Source organism: Pseudovibrio sp. Tun.PSC04-5.I4, assembly GCF_900104145.1.
In the GTDB taxonomy this organism is placed as follows: domain Bacteria; phylum Pseudomonadota; class Alphaproteobacteria; order Rhizobiales; family Stappiaceae; genus Pseudovibrio.
In genome coordinates, this window is sequence record NZ_FNLB01000006.1 from 3,268,911 (window position 1) to 3,286,417 (window position 17,507).

General features: G+C 49.5%; 17 protein-coding genes. 10 read left to right on the top strand and 7 right to left on the bottom strand.

Going from position 1 to position 17,507, the window contains the following annotated elements:
* Positions 1 to 86: 86 nt before the first annotated feature.
* Both BLS62_RS32275 and BLS62_RS20550 read left to right on the top strand, forming a co-directional pair.
* Positions 87 to 2,117, top strand: coding sequence for a methyl-accepting chemotaxis protein (locus BLS62_RS32275; RefSeq protein WP_093185032.1), 2,031 nt, complete (start codon positions 87 to 89; stop codon positions 2,115 to 2,117).
* A gap of 154 nt (positions 2,118 to 2,271) precedes the next feature.
* Positions 2,272 to 3,471, top strand: coding sequence for an NAD(P)/FAD-dependent oxidoreductase (locus tag BLS62_RS20550; protein ID WP_093185035.1), 1,200 nt, complete (start codon positions 2,272 to 2,274; stop codon positions 3,469 to 3,471).
* A 62-nt stretch (positions 3,472 to 3,533) separates the two neighbouring features.
* Here BLS62_RS20550 and BLS62_RS20555 read toward each other — a convergent pair whose 3' ends face one another.
* Entirely contained in the window at positions 3,534 to 4,316 is a 783-nt protein-coding gene (locus tag BLS62_RS20555) for an alpha/beta fold hydrolase (RefSeq protein WP_093185039.1), read from the bottom strand.
* Positions 4,317 to 4,655: 339 nt separating this feature from the next.
* Here BLS62_RS20555 and BLS62_RS20560 point away from each other — a divergent pair, with 339 nt between their 5' ends.
* Positions 4,656 to 5,267, top strand: a complete 612-nt coding sequence (locus tag BLS62_RS20560; RefSeq protein ID WP_093185044.1) for a L,D-transpeptidase — start codon at positions 4,656 to 4,658, stop codon at positions 5,265 to 5,267.
* Positions 5,268 to 5,359: 92 nt separating this feature from the next.
* Here the strand turns inward: BLS62_RS20560 and BLS62_RS20565 are convergent, their stop codons facing one another.
* From BLS62_RS20565 to secA, 5 genes are all read right to left on the bottom strand, one after another.
* Positions 5,360 to 6,043: an SH3 domain-containing protein gene (locus BLS62_RS20565; protein ID WP_093185049.1), complete on the bottom strand. Its 684-nt coding sequence runs from the start codon at positions 6,041 to 6,043 to the stop codon at positions 5,360 to 5,362.
* Between the two features lie 188 nt (positions 6,044 to 6,231).
* Complete coding sequence (locus BLS62_RS20570; protein ID WP_093185054.1) at positions 6,232 to 6,837, bottom strand: GyrI-like domain-containing protein; 606 nt, start codon at positions 6,835 to 6,837, stop codon at positions 6,232 to 6,234.
* Between the two features lie 10 nt (positions 6,838 to 6,847).
* Entirely contained in the window at positions 6,848 to 7,390 is a 543-nt protein-coding gene (locus tag BLS62_RS20575; RefSeq protein WP_093185058.1) for a PadR family transcriptional regulator, read from the bottom strand.
* A gap of 78 nt (positions 7,391 to 7,468) precedes the next feature.
* Complete coding sequence (locus BLS62_RS20580) at positions 7,469 to 8,236, bottom strand: class I SAM-dependent methyltransferase (protein ID WP_208990996.1); 768 nt, start codon at positions 8,234 to 8,236, stop codon at positions 7,469 to 7,471.
* Positions 8,237 to 8,405: 169 nt separating this feature from the next.
* Positions 8,406 to 11,198, bottom strand: coding sequence for a preprotein translocase subunit SecA (secA, locus tag BLS62_RS20585; RefSeq protein ID WP_093185064.1), 2,793 nt, complete (start codon positions 11,196 to 11,198; stop codon positions 8,406 to 8,408).
* Positions 11,199 to 11,464: 266 nt separating this feature from the next.
* On the opposite strand from secA, the gene BLS62_RS20590 reads away from it, so the two are divergent.
* The 5 genes from BLS62_RS20590 to BLS62_RS20610 all read left to right on the top strand — a co-directional run bounded on the left by BLS62_RS20590 (position 11,465) and on the right by BLS62_RS20610 (position 15,223).
* Complete coding sequence (locus BLS62_RS20590) at positions 11,465 to 12,334, top strand: peptidylprolyl isomerase (protein WP_093185069.1); 870 nt, start codon at positions 11,465 to 11,467, stop codon at positions 12,332 to 12,334.
* Positions 12,335 to 12,454: 120 nt separating this feature from the next.
* Positions 12,455 to 13,687, top strand: coding sequence for a bifunctional glutamate N-acetyltransferase/amino-acid acetyltransferase ArgJ (gene argJ, locus BLS62_RS20595; protein WP_093185074.1), 1,233 nt, complete (start codon positions 12,455 to 12,457; stop codon positions 13,685 to 13,687).
* Complete coding sequence (locus BLS62_RS20600) at positions 13,668 to 14,489, top strand: GNAT family N-acetyltransferase (RefSeq protein WP_093185079.1); 822 nt, start codon at positions 13,668 to 13,670, stop codon at positions 14,487 to 14,489. The genes argJ and BLS62_RS20600 overlap by 20 nt, the downstream gene beginning before the upstream one ends.
* 84 nt (positions 14,490 to 14,573) lie before the next feature.
* Positions 14,574 to 14,978 (top strand): 8-oxo-dGTP diphosphatase MutT, encoded by a 405-nt coding sequence (gene mutT, locus BLS62_RS20605; protein WP_093185084.1) that lies wholly within the window; start codon positions 14,574 to 14,576, stop codon positions 14,976 to 14,978.
* A gap of 29 nt (positions 14,979 to 15,007) precedes the next feature.
* Complete coding sequence (locus BLS62_RS20610) at positions 15,008 to 15,223, top strand: Flp family type IVb pilin (protein WP_093185089.1); 216 nt, start codon at positions 15,008 to 15,010, stop codon at positions 15,221 to 15,223.
* Here BLS62_RS20610 and BLS62_RS20615 read toward each other — a convergent pair whose 3' ends face one another.
* Positions 15,224 to 16,108, bottom strand: a complete 885-nt coding sequence (locus tag BLS62_RS20615; protein ID WP_093185094.1) for a methyltransferase domain-containing protein — start codon at positions 16,106 to 16,108, stop codon at positions 15,224 to 15,226.
* A 128-nt stretch (positions 16,109 to 16,236) separates the two neighbouring features.
* On the opposite strand from BLS62_RS20615, the gene BLS62_RS20620 reads away from it, so the two are divergent.
* Complete coding sequence (locus tag BLS62_RS20620; RefSeq protein ID WP_093185099.1) at positions 16,237 to 17,094, top strand: ComF family protein; 858 nt, start codon at positions 16,237 to 16,239, stop codon at positions 17,092 to 17,094.
* 148 nt (positions 17,095 to 17,242) lie between these two features.
* Complete coding sequence (gene grxC, locus BLS62_RS20625; protein WP_093189320.1) at positions 17,243 to 17,506, top strand: glutaredoxin 3; 264 nt, start codon at positions 17,243 to 17,245, stop codon at positions 17,504 to 17,506.
* The last annotated feature ends 1 nt before the right edge of the window (position 17,507 follow it).

A 17,507-nucleotide genomic window follows, 5' to 3' on the forward strand; every position in this document is an offset into this window, starting at 1 on the left:
TTTGCAATCTTTAAACGATTTGAACCTATACGTGTGAGTCATAAATAGAAATACTGATGGTAATTTTATCGGTAGAGAGGTCTCCGATGCGAATTGATTGGAAACGATTTATTAAAGCGGCACGGGGTGGCATATTTTCCGTCACACGTAATGCAAGTATCCGATTTCGAGCGATCCTACTGGGAATTCTGACACTTGCGGGATTTGGCGCAGTCGGTGTTGTTTACATTTGGGGGCAGCAACAAACCGAAATCGTGTTTCAGCAGTCTAAAGAATACACCGAGTTAGCTGAGTTGAGCCAGACGATTGCAATTGCAGCCGGTGCTTTGCAATCGACGCAAAAAGATTATGAGAATGTGCCCGGAGACAGCCTCAAAAGCGATTTTGATGAGCTGGTAACAGAGGCACAGAGCAAACTTCAGGAGTTGAGTGCTCTTCCTGTGGCGATGGATTACTTCCTCGAAATCTCAGATGCTCGCGACACAATTGAGGCAATTAGTGGCGCGTTCGGGATGCTGCATGGCTTCCAGTCTAAACTGGGTTATGATGCAGACCGAGGATTACAAAAAGAACTCTCCGCCACGCTGGTTCAGGCAGAGTCAGCCGTAAAACAAAAGCACAGACGCAGCAAAGACCCCAATACACTGAAACTGATGACAACGTTTAGTGATCTAGCGCGCGCACAGTTTGACTATACAATTACTGGAAGCGAAAATTCCCTGGGCGCGTTTGAAGTTGCATTCTCCCGGTATGAGCGAACACTGCCGCGTGCTGAAATCGATCCTGTTGTTGTTGATAAAGTGAAAGCCAATATGGAAGCCTACAAAAAGGCTTTTGATGCTTACACTAAGGCTTATGAAAAAAGAGCAACCAGCTCTGAATTACTGGCGAACTTGTTTGACCTTCTGCCTCCACGCTTGAATGAGTTGAAAAATGCTGCGTTGCAGGGTGCCAATGACGCTTCTCAGCGCTTGACCCAAAAAACGCAGCAGACCAACCTTTATCTAGGTGTTGCTGTCGGTAGCACTGCGCTAACGCTCTTCATTCTTGGGTTCTTCCTGATCTTTGGAATCTTACGCAGCCTAAATGCGTTGCGTAGCGCTATGGCATTGCTTGCTAAAAACGACCTCTCAGCTGTTATCCCGCTGAACCGTGGTGGTAGAGAGATGTCTGCCATGGCCCAAACGCTGCAGGTCTTCCGTGATAACATCGAAGAACGTCGCCTCCTTCGCGATGAGCAAGACCGCGAGAATGCAGACAAGCAAGCGCGGGCTGAGCAGGTTGACGGTTTGATTGTTGGCTTTGAGCAAACAGTGGCAGATGCACTGAGCAATTTGCACAATGCCGCTGATGGTCTTGGTGAAGCGTCCAATGATGTTGGAACAGCTGCTGACAATGTTTCTACTGAAGCCGTTTCTGCTGGTCGGGCTGTTGAGAATGCGGCTGAGAATGTTTCCAGTGCGTCTGCTGCAACTGAAGAACTGGCGATGTCCATCAACGAGATTGCAGGGCAGGCTGAGCAGTCTACCCGTGTGGCTGATCGTGCCGTTCAAGGTTCAAAAGCGACTGCAGACACCATGAACCTGCTGAGTACTGCTGCGAACCGCATTGGTGAAGCCGTTGGCCTTATTCGTGACATTGCAAACCAGACCAACCTTCTGGCACTCAATGCGACGATTGAAGCAGCCCGAGCTGGTGAGCATGGCAAAGGCTTTGCGGTTGTGGCGTCTGAAGTGAAGATGTTGGCGAGCCAGACATCTCAAGCAACTGAGGAGATTGCGTTGCAGGTTGGCTCCATTCAGGAAGCTTCTGCTGAGGCGGTGGATGCGATTGGTGATGTTGGAAACGTTATTCAGGAGATGAGCCAGATTGCTTCTGCTGTTGCTGCATCTGTTGAGCAACAAAATGCTGCTATTCAAGCGATCACCGAGAACGTTGCCAATGCGACGCAGAGTTCTCAAGAGGGTGCGAGTGCGATGCAGATGGTTGAAAATGCTTCAGCCAACGCTCGTTCAACAGGTGGGACTGTGTCTGATCTGGCGGATGCGCTGTCACGGCAAGCAGACCATATCAACTCTACTGTTGGTGCATTCTTAGAAAAAGTGCGCGCTGCCTAAATATCTTCACAAAATAACATTTTATATGTGGCGCTTACCTCTGGTTTTTGGATGAGGTAAGCGCCACATTGCTTTTGCGGTACGGATTTGCTGAGCAAAACAAGCAACTCAGAGCAGGTGGGTTGTTTTTCTGCGGCTATTACGGGTTTTGAAAATGATAAAAAAGATTGTTGTAGTGGGTGCTGGACAGGCAGGTGTGCAGACTGCGCAAACGCTTCGGCAAAAGGGTTATGAAGGCGAGTTGGTGATGCTGGGGAATGAACCTCAACCACCTTACCAGCGCCCTCCGCTCTCAAAAAAGTTTCTGAGTGGCGACTTGGCGCCTGATGCTTTGTTTATTCGCCCGGAAGCGTTTTTCGAGGTTAATGCTATTGATTTGCGCGTGAATGCGCATGTGGATCATCTCAATTTAGATAGCAAGTCCGTTGTGCTTTCCAACGGCAAAGAGATTTTTTGGGACAAACTGGTTCTGGCGACTGGCACGCGTGCGCGCGACTTGCCTCTGCCGGGGGCTGATCTTGAAGGTGTTGTGACGCTGCGTTCCATCAGTGATGTTGAGCGCATGAAAAGCCTGTTTGTTCCGGGTAAGAAGCTGGTTGTGATTGGCGGGGGTTATATCGGGCTGGAAGTGACAGCGGTTGCCCGCGTCATGGGATTGGACGTGACTGTTCTAGAAGCGCAGGAGCGTTTGCTGAAGCGTGTTGTTTCGCCAGAAATCTCCACATTTTTCCACGCGTTGCATACAGACCGTGGTGCAGAGATGCATTGTGGAACTGGTGTGACCAGCATTGAGGGCAAAGACGGAAAAGTTGCTTCCGTTAAGCTGGCTGATGGAAGAGAACTTGCGTGTGATCTGGTGCTTTCCGCTGTTGGAGCTGTCGCAAATTCAGAACTTGCGATCGCTGCTGGTTTGGATGTTGACGATGGTATTTTGGTTGATGGGGCTGGGCAAACCTCTCACGAGGATATTTATGCCTGTGGTGACTGCGTGCGTTTCTTCTCAGAGCGGTATGGCCGGAGTATTCGTCTGGAAAGCGTACAGAACGCGATTGATCAGGCGAAAGCAGTTGCAGTTGCTTTAACCGATGCAGATCATGACCACAGCCACGATTATGATCCGCTGCCATGGTTCTGGTCAGACCAGCATCATATCAAGCTACAGATTGCCGGTCTTTCTAACGGATATGATGATGCGGTTTTGGTGGGGGATACGTCTTCAGACAGCTTCTATGTGGCTTATCTGGCGAAGGGTAAGTTGATTGCAGTCGATAGTATCAACCATCCACGTTCGCACATGATGGCGCGGCGCGTGATTGGGCGGGACTGGAAAGACGATTTGCTGCCACCTGCTTAGACCTGTTGAATTTGAGAGCGTGTCACAGCTGAGCGACACGCTCTTTGTTTTTTGCGTGTGCTTTAGCGGGTGTTTTCCAGAATGAGCCGGATAACTTCCTGCGGAATTTCCATGTGAACCATGTGGCCAACACCATCGAACACGTGACAGGCAACCGGACCCGGTAACTTGTGGCATTGGCGGGTTGGTAACATTTTATCCTGTGTGCCCCAGACCACTTTGATCGGCATCGGCAATTCGGCGAGTTTTGCCGTTGGCAAGACGCCTTGACGCTCCCCATCCAGAATGAGTTCGGAAACTGCTTTCAGAGCGTCTGCCGCGCCCGGTATGGAGCGTTGTGCTGCAACATACTTAGCCAGATCCTGTGGCAGTTCAAACTCCAGCCCAACAAACTGTTCCAAAAGGGCTTGCTGTTCAGCTTCTGTTTGCGAAACAGCATAACGGCGGAGCAGTTTGGCATTGATCTCTGATCCGAAGCCGCCGGGTGCGAGCAATGTCAGGCTGGCAATACGTTCTGGACAGCGCATGGCAACAAGGCTGGCGATGGCGCCGCCCATGCTGTGGCCAACCAGATGCACCTTGTCGAGTTTCAAAGCGTCCAGTGATTTCACAATGGCTTTTGCGGAACCGACGGCGTTGCTTGGTTCGAAATCTGCAAGGGCACGTCCATGCGCTGGCAAATCGAACGCAATTGTTCGACGTTCATTTTCCAGCTGGACTTGAATATTGCGCCACGTGCTGGCGTCGCCACCAAACCCATGGATGAAAATAATTGGCTCTGAGTTCTCAGGACCGAAAACGGTGAATGGCAAACAGGTTACATCTTGCATACTATCGATATTCATATAAGGCCTCCCCTTAGGCGTATTATATGCCCCTTTCATTCAGAGGTTTACCCGTGACTTAGGCTAAGGCAGAATTTTTTATCGGCCAAGAAACAAGCAAATTTGGCAGAGAATTTTGCAAGATGTCGCGAAATTGTAAAAACATGCAACAAACGACCTAGAATTGAGTGGTTTTACTTGGATATCGATTATCAGATGTTGATAATCAGTTTCAGTTTGAAACATATGAGCATTAAGATTCGCCGGGTAAATTTGTTGAGTTTCTGGGTGTTGATTTAATTTTAAAATTCGACCGGTCCTGCTTTGAGCAGAGACTATCGCCAATTTCAGGGGGTGACGATGCGAGGATATCTTCGTAAGGGAATATTTGCGATCATTTGTACACTGGTTAGCTTCGTTTTTGTTGCGCCAGCAAGTGCAGGCAAATTGTGGAATCCAGACACGCGTCAGTGGGATATCTTTCCAGATACGCCTGCAATGGCAAGCCGTTCTGCACGCAGTAAGTTTAAGCGTAAAGTGATTTCTTATCGGACTGCGGAGAAGCCAGGCACTATTATTATCGATACTGACGAGCGCTACCTTTATCATGTTCAAGAGAACGGTAAAGCAGTGCGTTACGGCATCGGTGTTGGTCGGGATGGCTTTGAGTGGAATGGAACAGAACGTGTAACACGTAAGGCGAAATGGCCGGGCTGGACACCACCAGAAGAGATGCGTCGTCGTGAAGCAAAGAAGGGTCGTACTCTTCCGCGTTACATGAAGGGTGGGCCAGAAAATCCACTTGGAGCACGTGCGTTGTACCTAGGCTCAACTATCTATCGTATTCACGGAACAACAGAAGACTGGAGCATTGGACGCGCTGTTTCTTCCGGCTGTATCCGTATGTTCAACGACGATGTTTCCTACCTGTATGAACAGGTCAATTTGGGCACAAAAGTTGTCGTAAATTAATATTGCTTTGAGAGCTGTATGCATGTGAGCCTGGGGAAACCCGGGCTTTTTTGTATCTATAATTCGTGGTGGAGCGCTTTCAGATGTGGAAGTTAACGATATCCATCAGAAACCGGGCGGCAACAGCCCTGCAAGACCACGTCTTTCTTGCCAACCTGTTTTATGGTGGCCTGCGCCTCTCCCCATACGAATGTATCTATGGATGTAAAAGTACACTGCTTTTCAGTCACGGTTAAGTGCAGGGTAATTTCATTATTACCGGCACTCACGCGAGTGGCACTTTTGTTTTCTTCAGTAATCACGCTCTCAAATGGAACGCGGTTTAAGAGACCCATGATGTTGGAGTAAGTTACGGTGTTGCTGTTCCATTCGATGGTCCAGGAGGGTTCTGTTCCTCCGCAGATACCAAGAATGGGTAGAGTGGTGTTTGAAAAGGAAATCGGCTCGACGATTTTTAGCGCGGAGGATCTGACCCAACCCTGGATCTCTCCAATGCTGACTTTCTGCCAAAGTGTGTTGTTGGTTTTTCGCTGAACGCCGCTGGAATTGAAGATGGTATCACCCGGTAGTTGAACCACCACGGAGGCGGTCTCCGACGGCGTATCGTATATGGACAATAGTGCGCCTAGTTTCTGATCAATTTGTTTGTAATAGCCGGGAGATGTTGAAGGCCCATCCGGTTTTGTTTTTTGTGCCAGTGCTGTCGTAGTGATCATGCATACGGATACTGAGAGAGCAAATTTGGTCAGGAATTGGACTTTATAAGTCGGGAGCATTAACGCCTCCTGTGGTGCGTGCTTGCTCAGTTTGAAGCGTTTCACACCCGGTTGTTTTTGTTTTAACCGAGAGTTTAGCCAAGTTTCGCCTAGGAAACCTTAAAGGGTCGTGAGGTGTTGGGGCATCCAGCGATCTGAAGGATGTGACATGGCGCATGAATGTCATTAGACTGCTGGATTGTTCACATTTATTGAACTGGTTGGCGTAGGATTGTCTTCAGTTTTTCCGGAGCAACGCGGTTTGAGTCATTCAGATAGATCTCGTGATGATGTCCCCTTGCGACTAGATCGTGCGTTGGCAGGAATTCCTGATGAAGCTTGGCAACTATCTGGCGCAAATCTGCGTTGGGGCCTTTGTGCATAATTTGCACGCAGTGGCCCTCTGTTATGCTCTCACGCCGTAAACTTGCAGGGGCGTCTCCGAGTTTTTGCGTAGCCAACTGAATGGCATCTCTGAATATATCCTCATCCAACCAATGTGGTAGAACAATCATTGCACGCCACTTCAGTTGGTCTTTTTTGCCGGTGATTAAGTCGTTCATATCATCGGCCCACCACAGTGCTTCCAATGGCGGTTCAACAAAGTGTTTGCCCATTCGCTCCTTTGCGATGCGTTTTATTGGAAAGATCACCGTAAACAGCCACTTTACTGCCCGTAAAAAAGCAGGACCTTCCGGGTTGCTTTTTCCGTCGATCATGACGAATTGCATTTCTGGTACATCGACCAAAGAGAAGTCCTTGGTTGTTGGTTGGTAGAGTTCTTTCAATCTGTCTTGAATATCAATTGCGACCATAGCTGCTTCCTCACCTGTTCCAGGGTTTGCAGGTCATGTAATCGAGTGTCTGATGAAGCCAGTCGGCTTCGGCCTTCAGTTGCCCGATTGAAAAGTTGAAAAGTGCTTCGACGTGATCTGGCAAAGGTTGTTGATCTATTAGTATATTTTCGATGCGGGAGAGTTCTGTTTGAAGAGCTTCACCGCGCTGGCGCAGAGCACTCAGGGCTTGCTGGCGGGTTAGGGTAGGCCAATGTGCCATTCCTAGCAGTATGGAAGAGTAGGTAGGTCTAACGGTTTTGATAGCTGTGAGAGTTTGTGTGACGAGGGCATCTCGTCCTGTACTCGTCATTATGTAACTTTTCTTTGCCTTTGCACCGGATGGTTTTTCCGCTGTGACAAAGTCTTTCTTCTCCAGCTTTCCTAGGACAAAATAGATGGATGAAAACCCAATTTGCGTCCATTCACGCATGCCACGCTGCTCGATAACCTGTTCAAGCTCATAGCCATGGCGAGGCATTTCTGAAACCAGACCAAGAACCAGCAATTCGCTATCAGTGAGATTATCAGACATACTATTCTAGCCTTAGAATAAAATTATATTCTAGTGCTAGAATACAGAGATAGGTTTGTCAATTGGCCTAGCGTGTATCTATTGCTTCTTGGTGACCATCACCAGCATGTTGTCTCGCAGGCTAACGTGTTGGCGATAAAGCAGGAGGCAGCGGCAGTTGTATTTGCTTTCTCGTTGCTGGAAATATTCCGCATACCGGTGGATGTCGTGTCGGTTCACATCTTCGATGATATAGACACCGTTGCTGGTGAGCAGATCACTGATGTTCTCAAAGAAACAGATACCCGCCTCATAATGACGCAGGCCGTCATCAATGATAAGATCGTAGGGGTGTGGAGCTACCTGAGCTTTGAAATTGACAATGCTGTCGGTGCTGGTCTGATCAACTTGGAAAGTCTGAATGCGAATATCTGAAAACAGGCAGTTGGGGTCAATATCTATTCCGGTGATTTCCGCATTCGGGAAATAATCGCGCCAAACGCGCAGTGACGCACCAGGCTTTCCGTCTTTGCCCATGTTGGAGAGACAATTGGTGTCGTTGGTGCCAATTCCGCATTCAAGGACGTTTGTGATTTTATCACGGCAATGATCGAAGATCAGGCTGTAGAAGTCTGTATAGGTATGCGGTTCCCATTGAAACTTGGATGTTTCCGGGCAATTTGTCCCTTTATCACTGCCATAAACATCGCAAAGCTGGGCCAAGTAACTGTTTGTTGCTGGCGCATAAAACGCCTCAATACGTTGCCCCAACTGCTCCTCTACTGAAGCACGTGTTCTATCCAGCTTGGTTTTGGGTATCAGTTGGCGAAGCAACTTGTTGAAGGTGAGCGTGTGAGAGCTGGTCATGTTTCGGTCGCTACTTCCAGATTAATGCCAAGGAATGCGTAGATTAGCACTCTGGCTGAAATGGAATACTCCCATCTTTTTGCTGTGTAATTCCCATGGAGCTAGTCGTGCGCAGACAACAAAAAAGGGCCGCCGAAGCAGCCCTTTTGAAACGTGAAACGGTTTGCGGCTAGACCAGCGCACCGTGACAATGCTTGTACTTTTTGCCAGATCCACACGGGCATGGCTCGTTGCGGCCAACTCGGCCCCATGTATCAGGGTCTTCAGCTTCGCGGCCCTCTGGGGCAGCTGCTGCGTGAGCCTGAGCAAGCTGCCTGTCTGCTTCAGCCATTTCATCTTCACCAGTCAAAGGGTTGGTGTGATGTGCTTGCATATGCGCGGGCATCTGAGGCGCTTCTGGTGCTTGCTGTTGAACCATCTCAACGTGCATCAATTGCGTTGTTGTTGTTTGGCGCAGACTGCTCAACATGGTCTCGAAGAGTGTGAAGGATTCTGTTTTGTATTCCTGCAAAGGATCACGCTGAGCGTACCCACGCAGGCCAACTGCTGAGCGCAGGTGGTCAAGGTCTGCAAGGTGCTCACGCCACAGGTTATCGATGGTCTGAAGCAGAACAGCGCGTTCGATCTGGCGCATAATGTCAGGGCCGTAGTTCGCGGCCTTGCTCGCCATCTTTTCGTTGGCTTCTTTCTTCAGACGCGCAGTCACTTCCTCGTCTGCGATGCCTTCTTCGTTTGCCCATTCAACGATTGGCAGGTCAAGGTTCAGTTTTGTCAGAACCTCTTCCTTCAGGCCTTTCGTGTCCCACTGTTCAGGATAAGCACGTTCTGGAATGTGTGCTGCAACGAGGTCTTCCACGAACTCTTCGCGCATCCCGATAACAGCTTCCTGAGTTACTTCAGGATCCATCATTTCGAGGCGCTGATCGAAAACAACCTTACGCTGGTCGTTCATCACATCATCGAACTTCAGCAGGTTTTTACGAATGTCGAAGTTACGGGCTTCAACCTTCTGCTGTGCTTTTTCAAGTGCCTTGTTGATCCATGGATGAACGATTGCTTCGCCGTCTTTCAGACCAAGCTTTTGAAGCATGGAATCCATGCGCTCGGAACCGAAGATGCGCATCAGATCATCTTGCAAAGACAAGAAGAATTTGGAATGTCCAGGATCACCCTGACGGCCAGAACGACCACGGAGCTGGTTATCAATGCGGCGGCTTTCATGGCGCTCAGTCGCAACAACGTAAAGGCCACCGGCCTTCAGCGCTCTTTGCTTCAGCTGCTCAATTTCAGCTTTAATTTCCACTTCCTTCGCGGTGCGTTCAGGACCTTTTTCCATATCGCCCAGCTCTTTGGCGACACGCATTTCAACGTTACCACCGAGCTGAATATCAGTACCACGACCAGCCATGTTGGTGGCGATGGTCACAGCGCCGGGCACACCTGCCTGTGCGATAATGATTGCTTCCTGCTCATGGTAGCGGGCGTTGAGTACAGCAAAGACTTTCTTTTTGCCTGCATCCTTACCGGAGTACATGCTTGCAAAGCCGAGTGGGTCTGACACGTCTATCTGAGTGTAGCCGTTCTTGGTGAACAAGTCGGCGAGCATCTCGGATTTTTCGATGGATGTGGTGCCAACAAGAACAGGCTGACCGCGGTCGTGACAATCATCTACGAGCACCTGAATAGCGTCGTATTTTTCTGCAACGGTGCGGTAAACTTCATCATCGTCATCTACACGCTGCACAGAAACGTTGGTTGGAATGTCAACCACGTCGAGGCTGTAGATGTCCATGAACTCTTCAGCTTCTGTCATCGCTGTACCGGTCATGCCAGCAAGCTTGTCATACATGCGGAAGTAGTTCTGGAATGTGATGGATGCGAGGGTCTGGTTTTCCGGCTGAATCGCAACTTTTTCTTTTGCTTCCAGAGCCTGATGGAGGCCCTCAGAGAAACGTCGACCTGGCATCATACGACCAGTGAATTCATCAATAATAACAACTTCGTCGTCGCGGACGATGTAGTCTTTATCACGCTGGAAGAGTTTGTGTGCTTTCAAGCCCTGCTGTAGATGGTGAACTGCAGTGACATTTTCCACATCATAAAGTGATTCCCCTTTCAGGAGATCAGCTTCTGTGAGCAATCGCTCAAGCTTCTCGTTGCCTTCTTCGGTGAAGGTGGCGGAGCGAGCTTTCTCGTCGAGTTCAAAATCTTCCGCAGCTAGTCGAGGGATAAATGTATCAATGAGGTTGTAAAAATCGGTACGGTCTTCCAAGGGACCGGAAATGATCAGCGGTGTCCGAGCTTCATCGACAAGGATGGAGTCGACCTCATCCACGATCGCATAGTTATGCGGGCGCTGACACATGGACTCACGATCATACTTCATGTTGTCACGAAGGTAATCGAAGCCGAATTCGTTGTTGGTGCCGTATGTCACGTCTGCGGCATACGCTTCTTTGCGTTCTTCATCAGAGATGCCATGGACGATCAAACCGGTTGTCAGGCCGAGGAAGCGGTAAACCTGCCCCATCCATTCAATGTCACGCGTTGCCAGATAGTCGTTCACTGTTACTACGTGAACACCCTTACCTGTCAATGCGTTAAGGTATACGGGAGCTGTCGCGACAAGGGTCTTACCTTCACCGGTGCGCATTTCGGTGATTTCTCCAGAGTGGAGAACCATAGCACCGATGAGCTGCACGTCGTAGTGACGAAGACCAAGGACACGGCGAGATGCTTCTCGCACGACTGCGAATGCCGGAACGAGGAGATCGTCCAGCTTTACGCCTTTCGCCAGTTGCTCGCGGAACTCGTCAGTTTTGGCTCCCAGCTGTTCATCTGTCAGAGCTTCCATTTCCGGCTCCAAAGCAGCAATAGCGTCTACTGTGGGCTTGAGTGTCTTGATCCGACGGTCATTAGCTGAACCAAATATCTTACGAGCGAGTGCGCCGAGCCCCACCATGTGGCGGTCCTTCCTACTTTGGGCACGCCGGTTTTTTCTCACCGCGGTCGAGCCCTAAAAATCTTCACATTTGTGATATATCCAGTCAAATCTCCGTGAGTCTGATCTGGGTCACTGCATATTAAACACCTGCGATTAAAAAAGCAGGCGACAGAGAGATAAGAGTGGGTTGAAAGGTTGTCAACGGCAGTTGCCATCGCAATATAAGGCTTTGTTGCCTGCAACTCTTTTTAAATTCTCCATAAACAGATAAAGAAAGCGATCTTATGCTTCGTAAAATTACAGGGATCTTAGGTAGTTCAGTTGCCGTTGCTGCATTGGTTATTGGGCTTGGTGCTGCTCAAGCGCAAGAGTCTGACGCGGCCCTCAATCTGGACAAACCCGTTGCGAAAGTAGGGCAGAGAGTCATTACCGAAGCAGATCTGGCTTATGCAGCTCAGGATTATACGCAGCAGTTGCAGCGCGTTCCTCCTACTGAGTGGCGTACTGTTTTGACTGATGTTCTGGTCGAAATGAACCTGCTTGCAGAAGCTGGCGTTGCTGAAAAACTCGAAGAAACTGATGATTTCAAGCGTCTAATGGCATTTGAGCGTACGCGGGCACTGCGTAATGCATATTTCCAGAAATTTATTCAAAGCACTGTGACAGACAGCGAAGTTAAAGCGGCTTACGAAGAGAAGTTTGCAGATTTTCAGGGTACTCCTGAAATCAATGCAGCTCACATCCTCGTTGAGAAAGAAGAAGAAGCGCGCGACATCATCAAACAGCTTGAAGGTGGTGCGAATTTCGCTGAGCTGGCAAAAGAAAAATCCACCGGTCCTTCTGGCCCGAATGGTGGTGATCTTGGTTTCTTCGGTAAAGGACAGATGGTCCCAGAATTTGAGACAGCAGCATTTGGTCTGAAACAAGGTGAATTTACAAAAGAACCTGTAAAAACGCAGTTCGGTTACCATGTGATCATGAACAAAGAAGTGCGTTCTAAGGATGCACCTGCATTTGAAGCTGCTGAAGCTCAGATCCGTCAGGATCTTGTTCTGGTGAAATTCCGTGCAGTACTGGAAGAGCTGAAAGCCAAGAACACTGTGGAAATCATTGCTGCTGACACTGATAAGACAAAAGCAGAAGAGAGCAAGTAAGAGCCATCTGCTTCTGAGCTTGTCTGATTATTGAAATAAAACATCTTGTTTTTGTAACCCCGGATGGCTTAGGCCTTCCGGGGTTACTTTTTATGTCGCGCATATATTCGGGAGGTTCTCTTGTCAGACACCATTTCTCCACTCGCACCCAAGTCATATCCCGATCTTCCTGCGGTGAAGGGTGTTCGAATGGCCACTGCTGCGGCGGGATTGAAATATGAAGGACGTACTGACGTTCTTCTCGCTGTGTTTGATGAGCCTGCACAGATTGCTGGTGTGTTCACTCAATCCAAGTGTACGAGCGCTCCTGTTGATTGGTGTAAGCAGAACCTTTCCAAAGGTATCGCGCGCGCGATTATGGTCAACTCCGGCAATGCTAATGCCTTCACCGGTAAAAAAGGGCTGGCCTCCGTTGAGCTGTCTGCGGATATTCTCTCCAAAGCGAGTGGGTTTGCTGTCGATGAGATCTATCTTGCGTCTACTGGAGTGATTGGTGAACCTCTTCCTGCTGAGAAGTTTGCAGCTGTTGCAAATGATCTGGTTGCAGATGCTGTAGCGGACAAGTGGATGGATGCTGCCAACGCGATCATGACCACAGATACCTATCCAAAGCTCAGTACACGAACCGTTCAGCTTGGGGATGCCAGCGTAACGTTGAATGGTATTGCCAAAGGTGCGGGCATGATTGCACCGGATATGGCGACGATGTTGAGCTTCCTGTTTACGGATGCGCCAATCAAAGCTCCTGTGTTGCAAACGTTGCTTTCTGAGTGTGTTGCTGGCTCCTTCAATTCCATCACAGTTGATAGTGATACCTCTACATCGGACACAGTGCTTCTCAGTGCGACTGGTTGCGCTGGAGGGGATTGGATTGAAGATGCCTCTGACCTGCGCCTTGCTGAATTCCGCAGTGCTCTTTCCAGCATGATGCTTGAGCTGGCTCAAATGATTGTGCGGGACGGAGAGGGGGCGACCAAGTTCGTTGAAGTGCAAGTTGAAGGTGCTGAAAGCGATCTTTCTGCAAAACGTATTGCGCTTGCCATTGCGAACTCTCCCCTGATGAAAACAGCCTTTGCGGGCGAAGATGCGAACTGGGGCCGTGTTGTGATGGCTGTTGGCAAAGCGGGTGAGCCTGCGGACCGTGATAAGCTTGCAATCTGGTTCGGCGATATTCGCGTTGCTGTTGAAGGGGAGCGTGATCCTGCTTATAGCGAGGATGAAGCTTCTGCCGTGATGAAAGAGGACGAGATTGTCCTCAAAGTTGATCTGGGCATTGGCGAAGGCTCCGCTCAGGTTTGGACCTGTGATTTGACCAAAGAGTATGTGGCTATCAATGGTGACTACAGAAGTTAAGTCGGTTCAGCCGCGTCAGGCGAACTGTGATCTTGAGACTGTTTTGAGGCTGGAGCAGGCAAACCTGAACTGCTTTCCCAGCTTCATGGTGCATTATGATGGAAGCTGGGTTTCTCGTCTCTCTCCGGGGATTGGGACGCGACGCAATAATTCGCTGAATTTTTATGATGCTGAGGATGGTGATGAAGTTGAGAGCCGGCTAGATGCTGCGCGGACACGCTTCAAACGGCAAGATATCAAATTTCATGTGCGATGGACGCCGTTGGTTCCTAACGATGTTGATCAGGTTCTGAACCAGAGGAATTTCCAGCGGTTGGATGAAACTCTTGTTATGACGCGCTCTATCTGGGTTCTTGGTGAGACCGAGGTGCCTGCTGGCTTCAAGATCTCTAAGGTTCCGCTTGCGGAGTGGATCTATAAATACGCGCAGGCCTATGGTGCGGAACCGGGTGCTCCTCTTAGCGACACGCAACAGGCGCTTTATGATGTGCTTTCAAGAATAACTGTTGAATTGATCGCGTTGGTGTTGGAAACGGAAGATGGCGTTCCGGTTGCTGTTTTGCTGGGTGTTGTTGATGGCGATTTGCTCGGCATCTTTGATGTGGCGACTGGTGAAAGCTATCGCCGTCAAGGACTGGCTTTCGCGTTGATGTGCGAAGTGCATCGTCTTGGTGCAGAGCGTGGAGCGGAGACGGCCTGGCTTCAGGTGGTTGCAGAAAACACTGCTGCGAGCGCGCTTTACGATTCTCTTGGCTACAAAGAATCCTACGCGTATCACTACTGCCACGCGCCACGAGCTTAATGAAATCAGTAAAATTTCACGATGAACCTTCGGTATGGTTTCCAAAAGGTTTTCAGAGTGACCCTTTATGAAACGGTTAGATAAATGAAAATTGTAATGGTTGCGGCTTGCGCACTCATTGATGCAGACAACCGGATTTTACTTGCACAGCGCCCTGAGGGCAAGTCAATGGCAGGATTCTGGGAGTTTCCTGGCGGAAAGCTGGAAGTGAATGAAACTCCAGAGGATTGCATGATCCGTGAATTGTCTGAGGAACTGGGAATTACGGTTAAAAAAGAGTGCCTTGCGCCTTTGAGTTTTGCTAGCCACGCTTACGAAGATTTTCATTTGCTAATGCCACTTTACATCTGCAGACGATGGACGGGCACTCCTCATGGGGCGGAGGGGCAAAACCTAAAATGGGTACGGGCAGTTCGTTTGCGTGATTATGACATGCCACCAGCAGATGAACCGTTGATCCCGCACCTAATAGACTTGCTGTCTTATTAGTGGGAGATCACGGAGAATAAGAGGCAGTAATGGCGTTGAGCAACCAAGTGTTCAAAACTCAAAAAAGCGGTTTTACAATCGCGCATATGACTGAGGATGAACGCGGGGCAGCGGCCGTAGAGTACGCCATTCTTGTCGCTCTTATTGTTCTTGCTATTGTTGCCAGCCTAACGGCGATTAGCACTTCGATTTCCGATAATTTCCAGTTTATCTCTGGCATCTTGTCAGCTGCAACATCCAAATAATCACGACTTTATCTCTTTCGTTCCAAGGGCTTCTGCTAAGCTTTGTTTGGCTGAGCCCGGCTTTAGAGGTTTTTGCTGTGATTCATGCGGAGCCCAACCTGACAGGGATGCAAAGGTGAATGTTGCGCGAATGCGGCCATCAGGATCGCTGTAATCCTGCACATAAATTTCAGCCGCCCGCATGAAGATTTTTTTGCTGGTTGGTTTTTTCAAGCGATCATGAAGAGGATTGGCTGCTCCCATTGATCGCAGATCCCTCATCAAATCAAACATAGTGTCGTATCTGACTGTAAGGCGGTCTAGGTCTGATACTGGAAGCGCAAATCCTGCACGTTGCAGTAATCCTCCGAGGTCTTTCGTTTCGGCAAATGGGATCACACGAGGGGAAACACCTTCGCTCACTTCCATCTCCGCACGCATCAAGCAGTCACGCAGCTCTGCAAGCGTATCGCTACCAAGAAGCAGGCCAAGGAAAAGGCCGTCGGGTTTTAAGGCTCGCTTGATTTGAATGAGTGTGCCGGGAAGATCATCCAGCAATTGCAGATGAAGAGCGGAAACGATGAGATCAATGCTCTCAGGTGCAAAGGGTAGAACAGCATCGTCGACGATGAGGTCCGGCGCAGGTAGGTTCGGGTCCGCACCGAAGACATCGGCTCTGATGAGATGCTTTACTTTGCCTGAAGATTTCAGAGTTTCAAATATATGACCTGTATGGCCCCCAAGGTCGACAGCGCAGGTGAATTCACGGCTGATGAAGCTCAAGCGTTCTTCCAGATCGGCTGCCGCGGCTTTCATCAGAAAATCAACACCACCCTCTGCTCGCTTTAAAGCTGCCATGCGGCGCTTTGCGATCAGTTTGCGGTCGAAGAGGGTGTGTTCACTCATTGGTTTGCCTTTGGCTGTCGGTCACAGTGTACTGCCTATTGGTATTTCTCCCCCAATTGATTGGGGAGTGCTGCCCGACAGTCGCTTTGTTAGCTTTGTTTATCGGCAGATATATACGGTGAGCTCCTGTGGGCGACAAGTTATCTTCCTTAGAGTGGTTGCCAGACGCGGTGGATAGTTCTGCTGGCGCGAGCGCCAATGGTCATCATGGCTTCTCGAAATCCGCCTTAATCTCCGCTCTAAGGTATCTCCGGAATACGGCGCTAAATGCCGTTTTTCCGCATACATGTCCTGTATGTGATGTGTGTTTACAAGGGGATGCGGGGTTGTGTTTGCCATGCTGGCAGCAGATGGACCTTATTTCACCGCCATTTTGTGAGCGGCTCGGAACGCCGCTGTACTGCGATTTAGGGCCTAATGCGTGGAGTGCAGCAGCGCTTGTTAATCCGCCTGATTACGCCCGTGCCCGAGCCGCCGCTCTGTATAATGGTCCGGCACGTACGCTTGTGAGGCAGTTCAAGTTTAACGGGCAGCCCAAACTGGCGCGGTTCCTAGCCCACTGTATGTTGAGAGCCAGCCGGGAACTGGTTGAGGCAGGCACCATCCTTATTCCAGTTCCGCTTCACCGTGCCCGATTGAGGCAACGGACCTATAATCAAGCAGCCTTGCTGGCCTATGAGATAGGCAAAGCTTTCGGCTGTAAGGTTATCGCGGATGGCTTGAGCCGCACAAGAAAGACGATCCAGCAGGTTGGGTTGAAGCGTGCAGCACGGGCGCAAAACGTCAAAGGTGCCTTTGCGATTTCAGATCAGTTCATGCCGTATGTCTCTGGCGCGCATATCGTGCTGGTTGATGATGTCCTGACGACTGGAGCCACGGTCGAGGAATGCACGCGCATACTAAAATCAGCAGGGGCACGTCAGGTTGATGTGCTTGTTTTTGCTTTGGTTGATCCAGAGCATGGGAAGAGTGATTCGCTTGGATAGAATGACCCAGTGCACGCTGTTTGAAATCACCTCGTGATCAACTTGAGTTGAGGTGGCTTGCGGTTTGTAGGGGGCTAAGCCATATAGGAAGTAGTTTGAGATGGCTGAATTTTGTTGGCCTTCGCTGCGTATTCAAAGGACAGAAAATATGGCTAAAGTTACCATTTATACCCGCAATATGTGTGGCTTCTGCGCTCGTGCAAAGAAACTTTTTGATGGAAAGAACGTCGCGTATAAGGAATTCAATTTCAGCGAAGACCCGTCCATCCGTAAGGAAATGATCTCCAAAGCAAACGGTGCAAACACCTTCCCGCAGATCTTCATTGGGTCGGAGCACATTGGTGGTTGTGACGATCTTTTTGCACTGGAGCGTCGTGGACACTTGGATGGTCTGCTAAGTGCTGATATTTAAA

What these genes read in the sequence shown, in the direction of transcription:
- BLS62_RS32275 (WP_093185032.1), top strand. Translation starts at nt 87, where the DNA reads ATGCGAATTGATTGGAAACGATTTATTAAAGCGGCACGGGGTGGCATA.
- BLS62_RS20550 (WP_093185035.1), top strand. Translation starts at nt 2,272, where the DNA reads ATGATAAAAAAGATTGTTGTAGTGGGTGCTGGACAGGCAGGTGTGCAG.
- BLS62_RS20555 (WP_093185039.1), bottom strand. Translation starts at nt 4,316, where the DNA reads ATGAATATCGATAGTATGCAAGATGTAACCTGTTTGCCATTCACCGTT.
- BLS62_RS20560 (WP_093185044.1), top strand. Translation starts at nt 4,656, where the DNA reads ATGCGAGGATATCTTCGTAAGGGAATATTTGCGATCATTTGTACACTG.
- BLS62_RS20565 (WP_093185049.1), bottom strand. Translation starts at nt 6,043, where the DNA reads ATGCTCCCGACTTATAAAGTCCAATTCCTGACCAAATTTGCTCTCTCA.
- BLS62_RS20570 (WP_093185054.1), bottom strand. Translation starts at nt 6,837, where the DNA reads ATGGTCGCAATTGATATTCAAGACAGATTGAAAGAACTCTACCAACCA.
- BLS62_RS20575 (WP_093185058.1), bottom strand. Translation starts at nt 7,390, where the DNA reads ATGTCTGATAATCTCACTGATAGCGAATTGCTGGTTCTTGGTCTGGTT.
- BLS62_RS20580 (WP_208990996.1), bottom strand. Translation starts at nt 8,236, where the DNA reads ATGACCAGCTCTCACACGCTCACCTTCAACAAGTTGCTTCGCCAACTG.
- secA (WP_093185064.1), bottom strand. Translation starts at nt 11,198, where the DNA reads ATGGTGGGGCTCGGCGCACTCGCTCGTAAGATATTTGGTTCAGCTAAT.
- BLS62_RS20590 (WP_093185069.1), top strand. Translation starts at nt 11,465, where the DNA reads ATGCTTCGTAAAATTACAGGGATCTTAGGTAGTTCAGTTGCCGTTGCT.
- BLS62_RS20600 (WP_093185079.1), top strand. Translation starts at nt 13,668, where the DNA reads ATGGTGACTACAGAAGTTAAGTCGGTTCAGCCGCGTCAGGCGAACTGT.
- mutT (WP_093185084.1), top strand. Translation starts at nt 14,574, where the DNA reads ATGAAAATTGTAATGGTTGCGGCTTGCGCACTCATTGATGCAGACAAC.
- BLS62_RS20610 (WP_093185089.1), top strand. Translation starts at nt 15,008, where the DNA reads ATGGCGTTGAGCAACCAAGTGTTCAAAACTCAAAAAAGCGGTTTTACA.
- BLS62_RS20615 (WP_093185094.1), bottom strand. Translation starts at nt 16,108, where the DNA reads ATGAGTGAACACACCCTCTTCGACCGCAAACTGATCGCAAAGCGCCGC.
- grxC (WP_093189320.1), top strand. Translation starts at nt 17,243, where the DNA reads ATGGCTAAAGTTACCATTTATACCCGCAATATGTGTGGCTTCTGCGCT.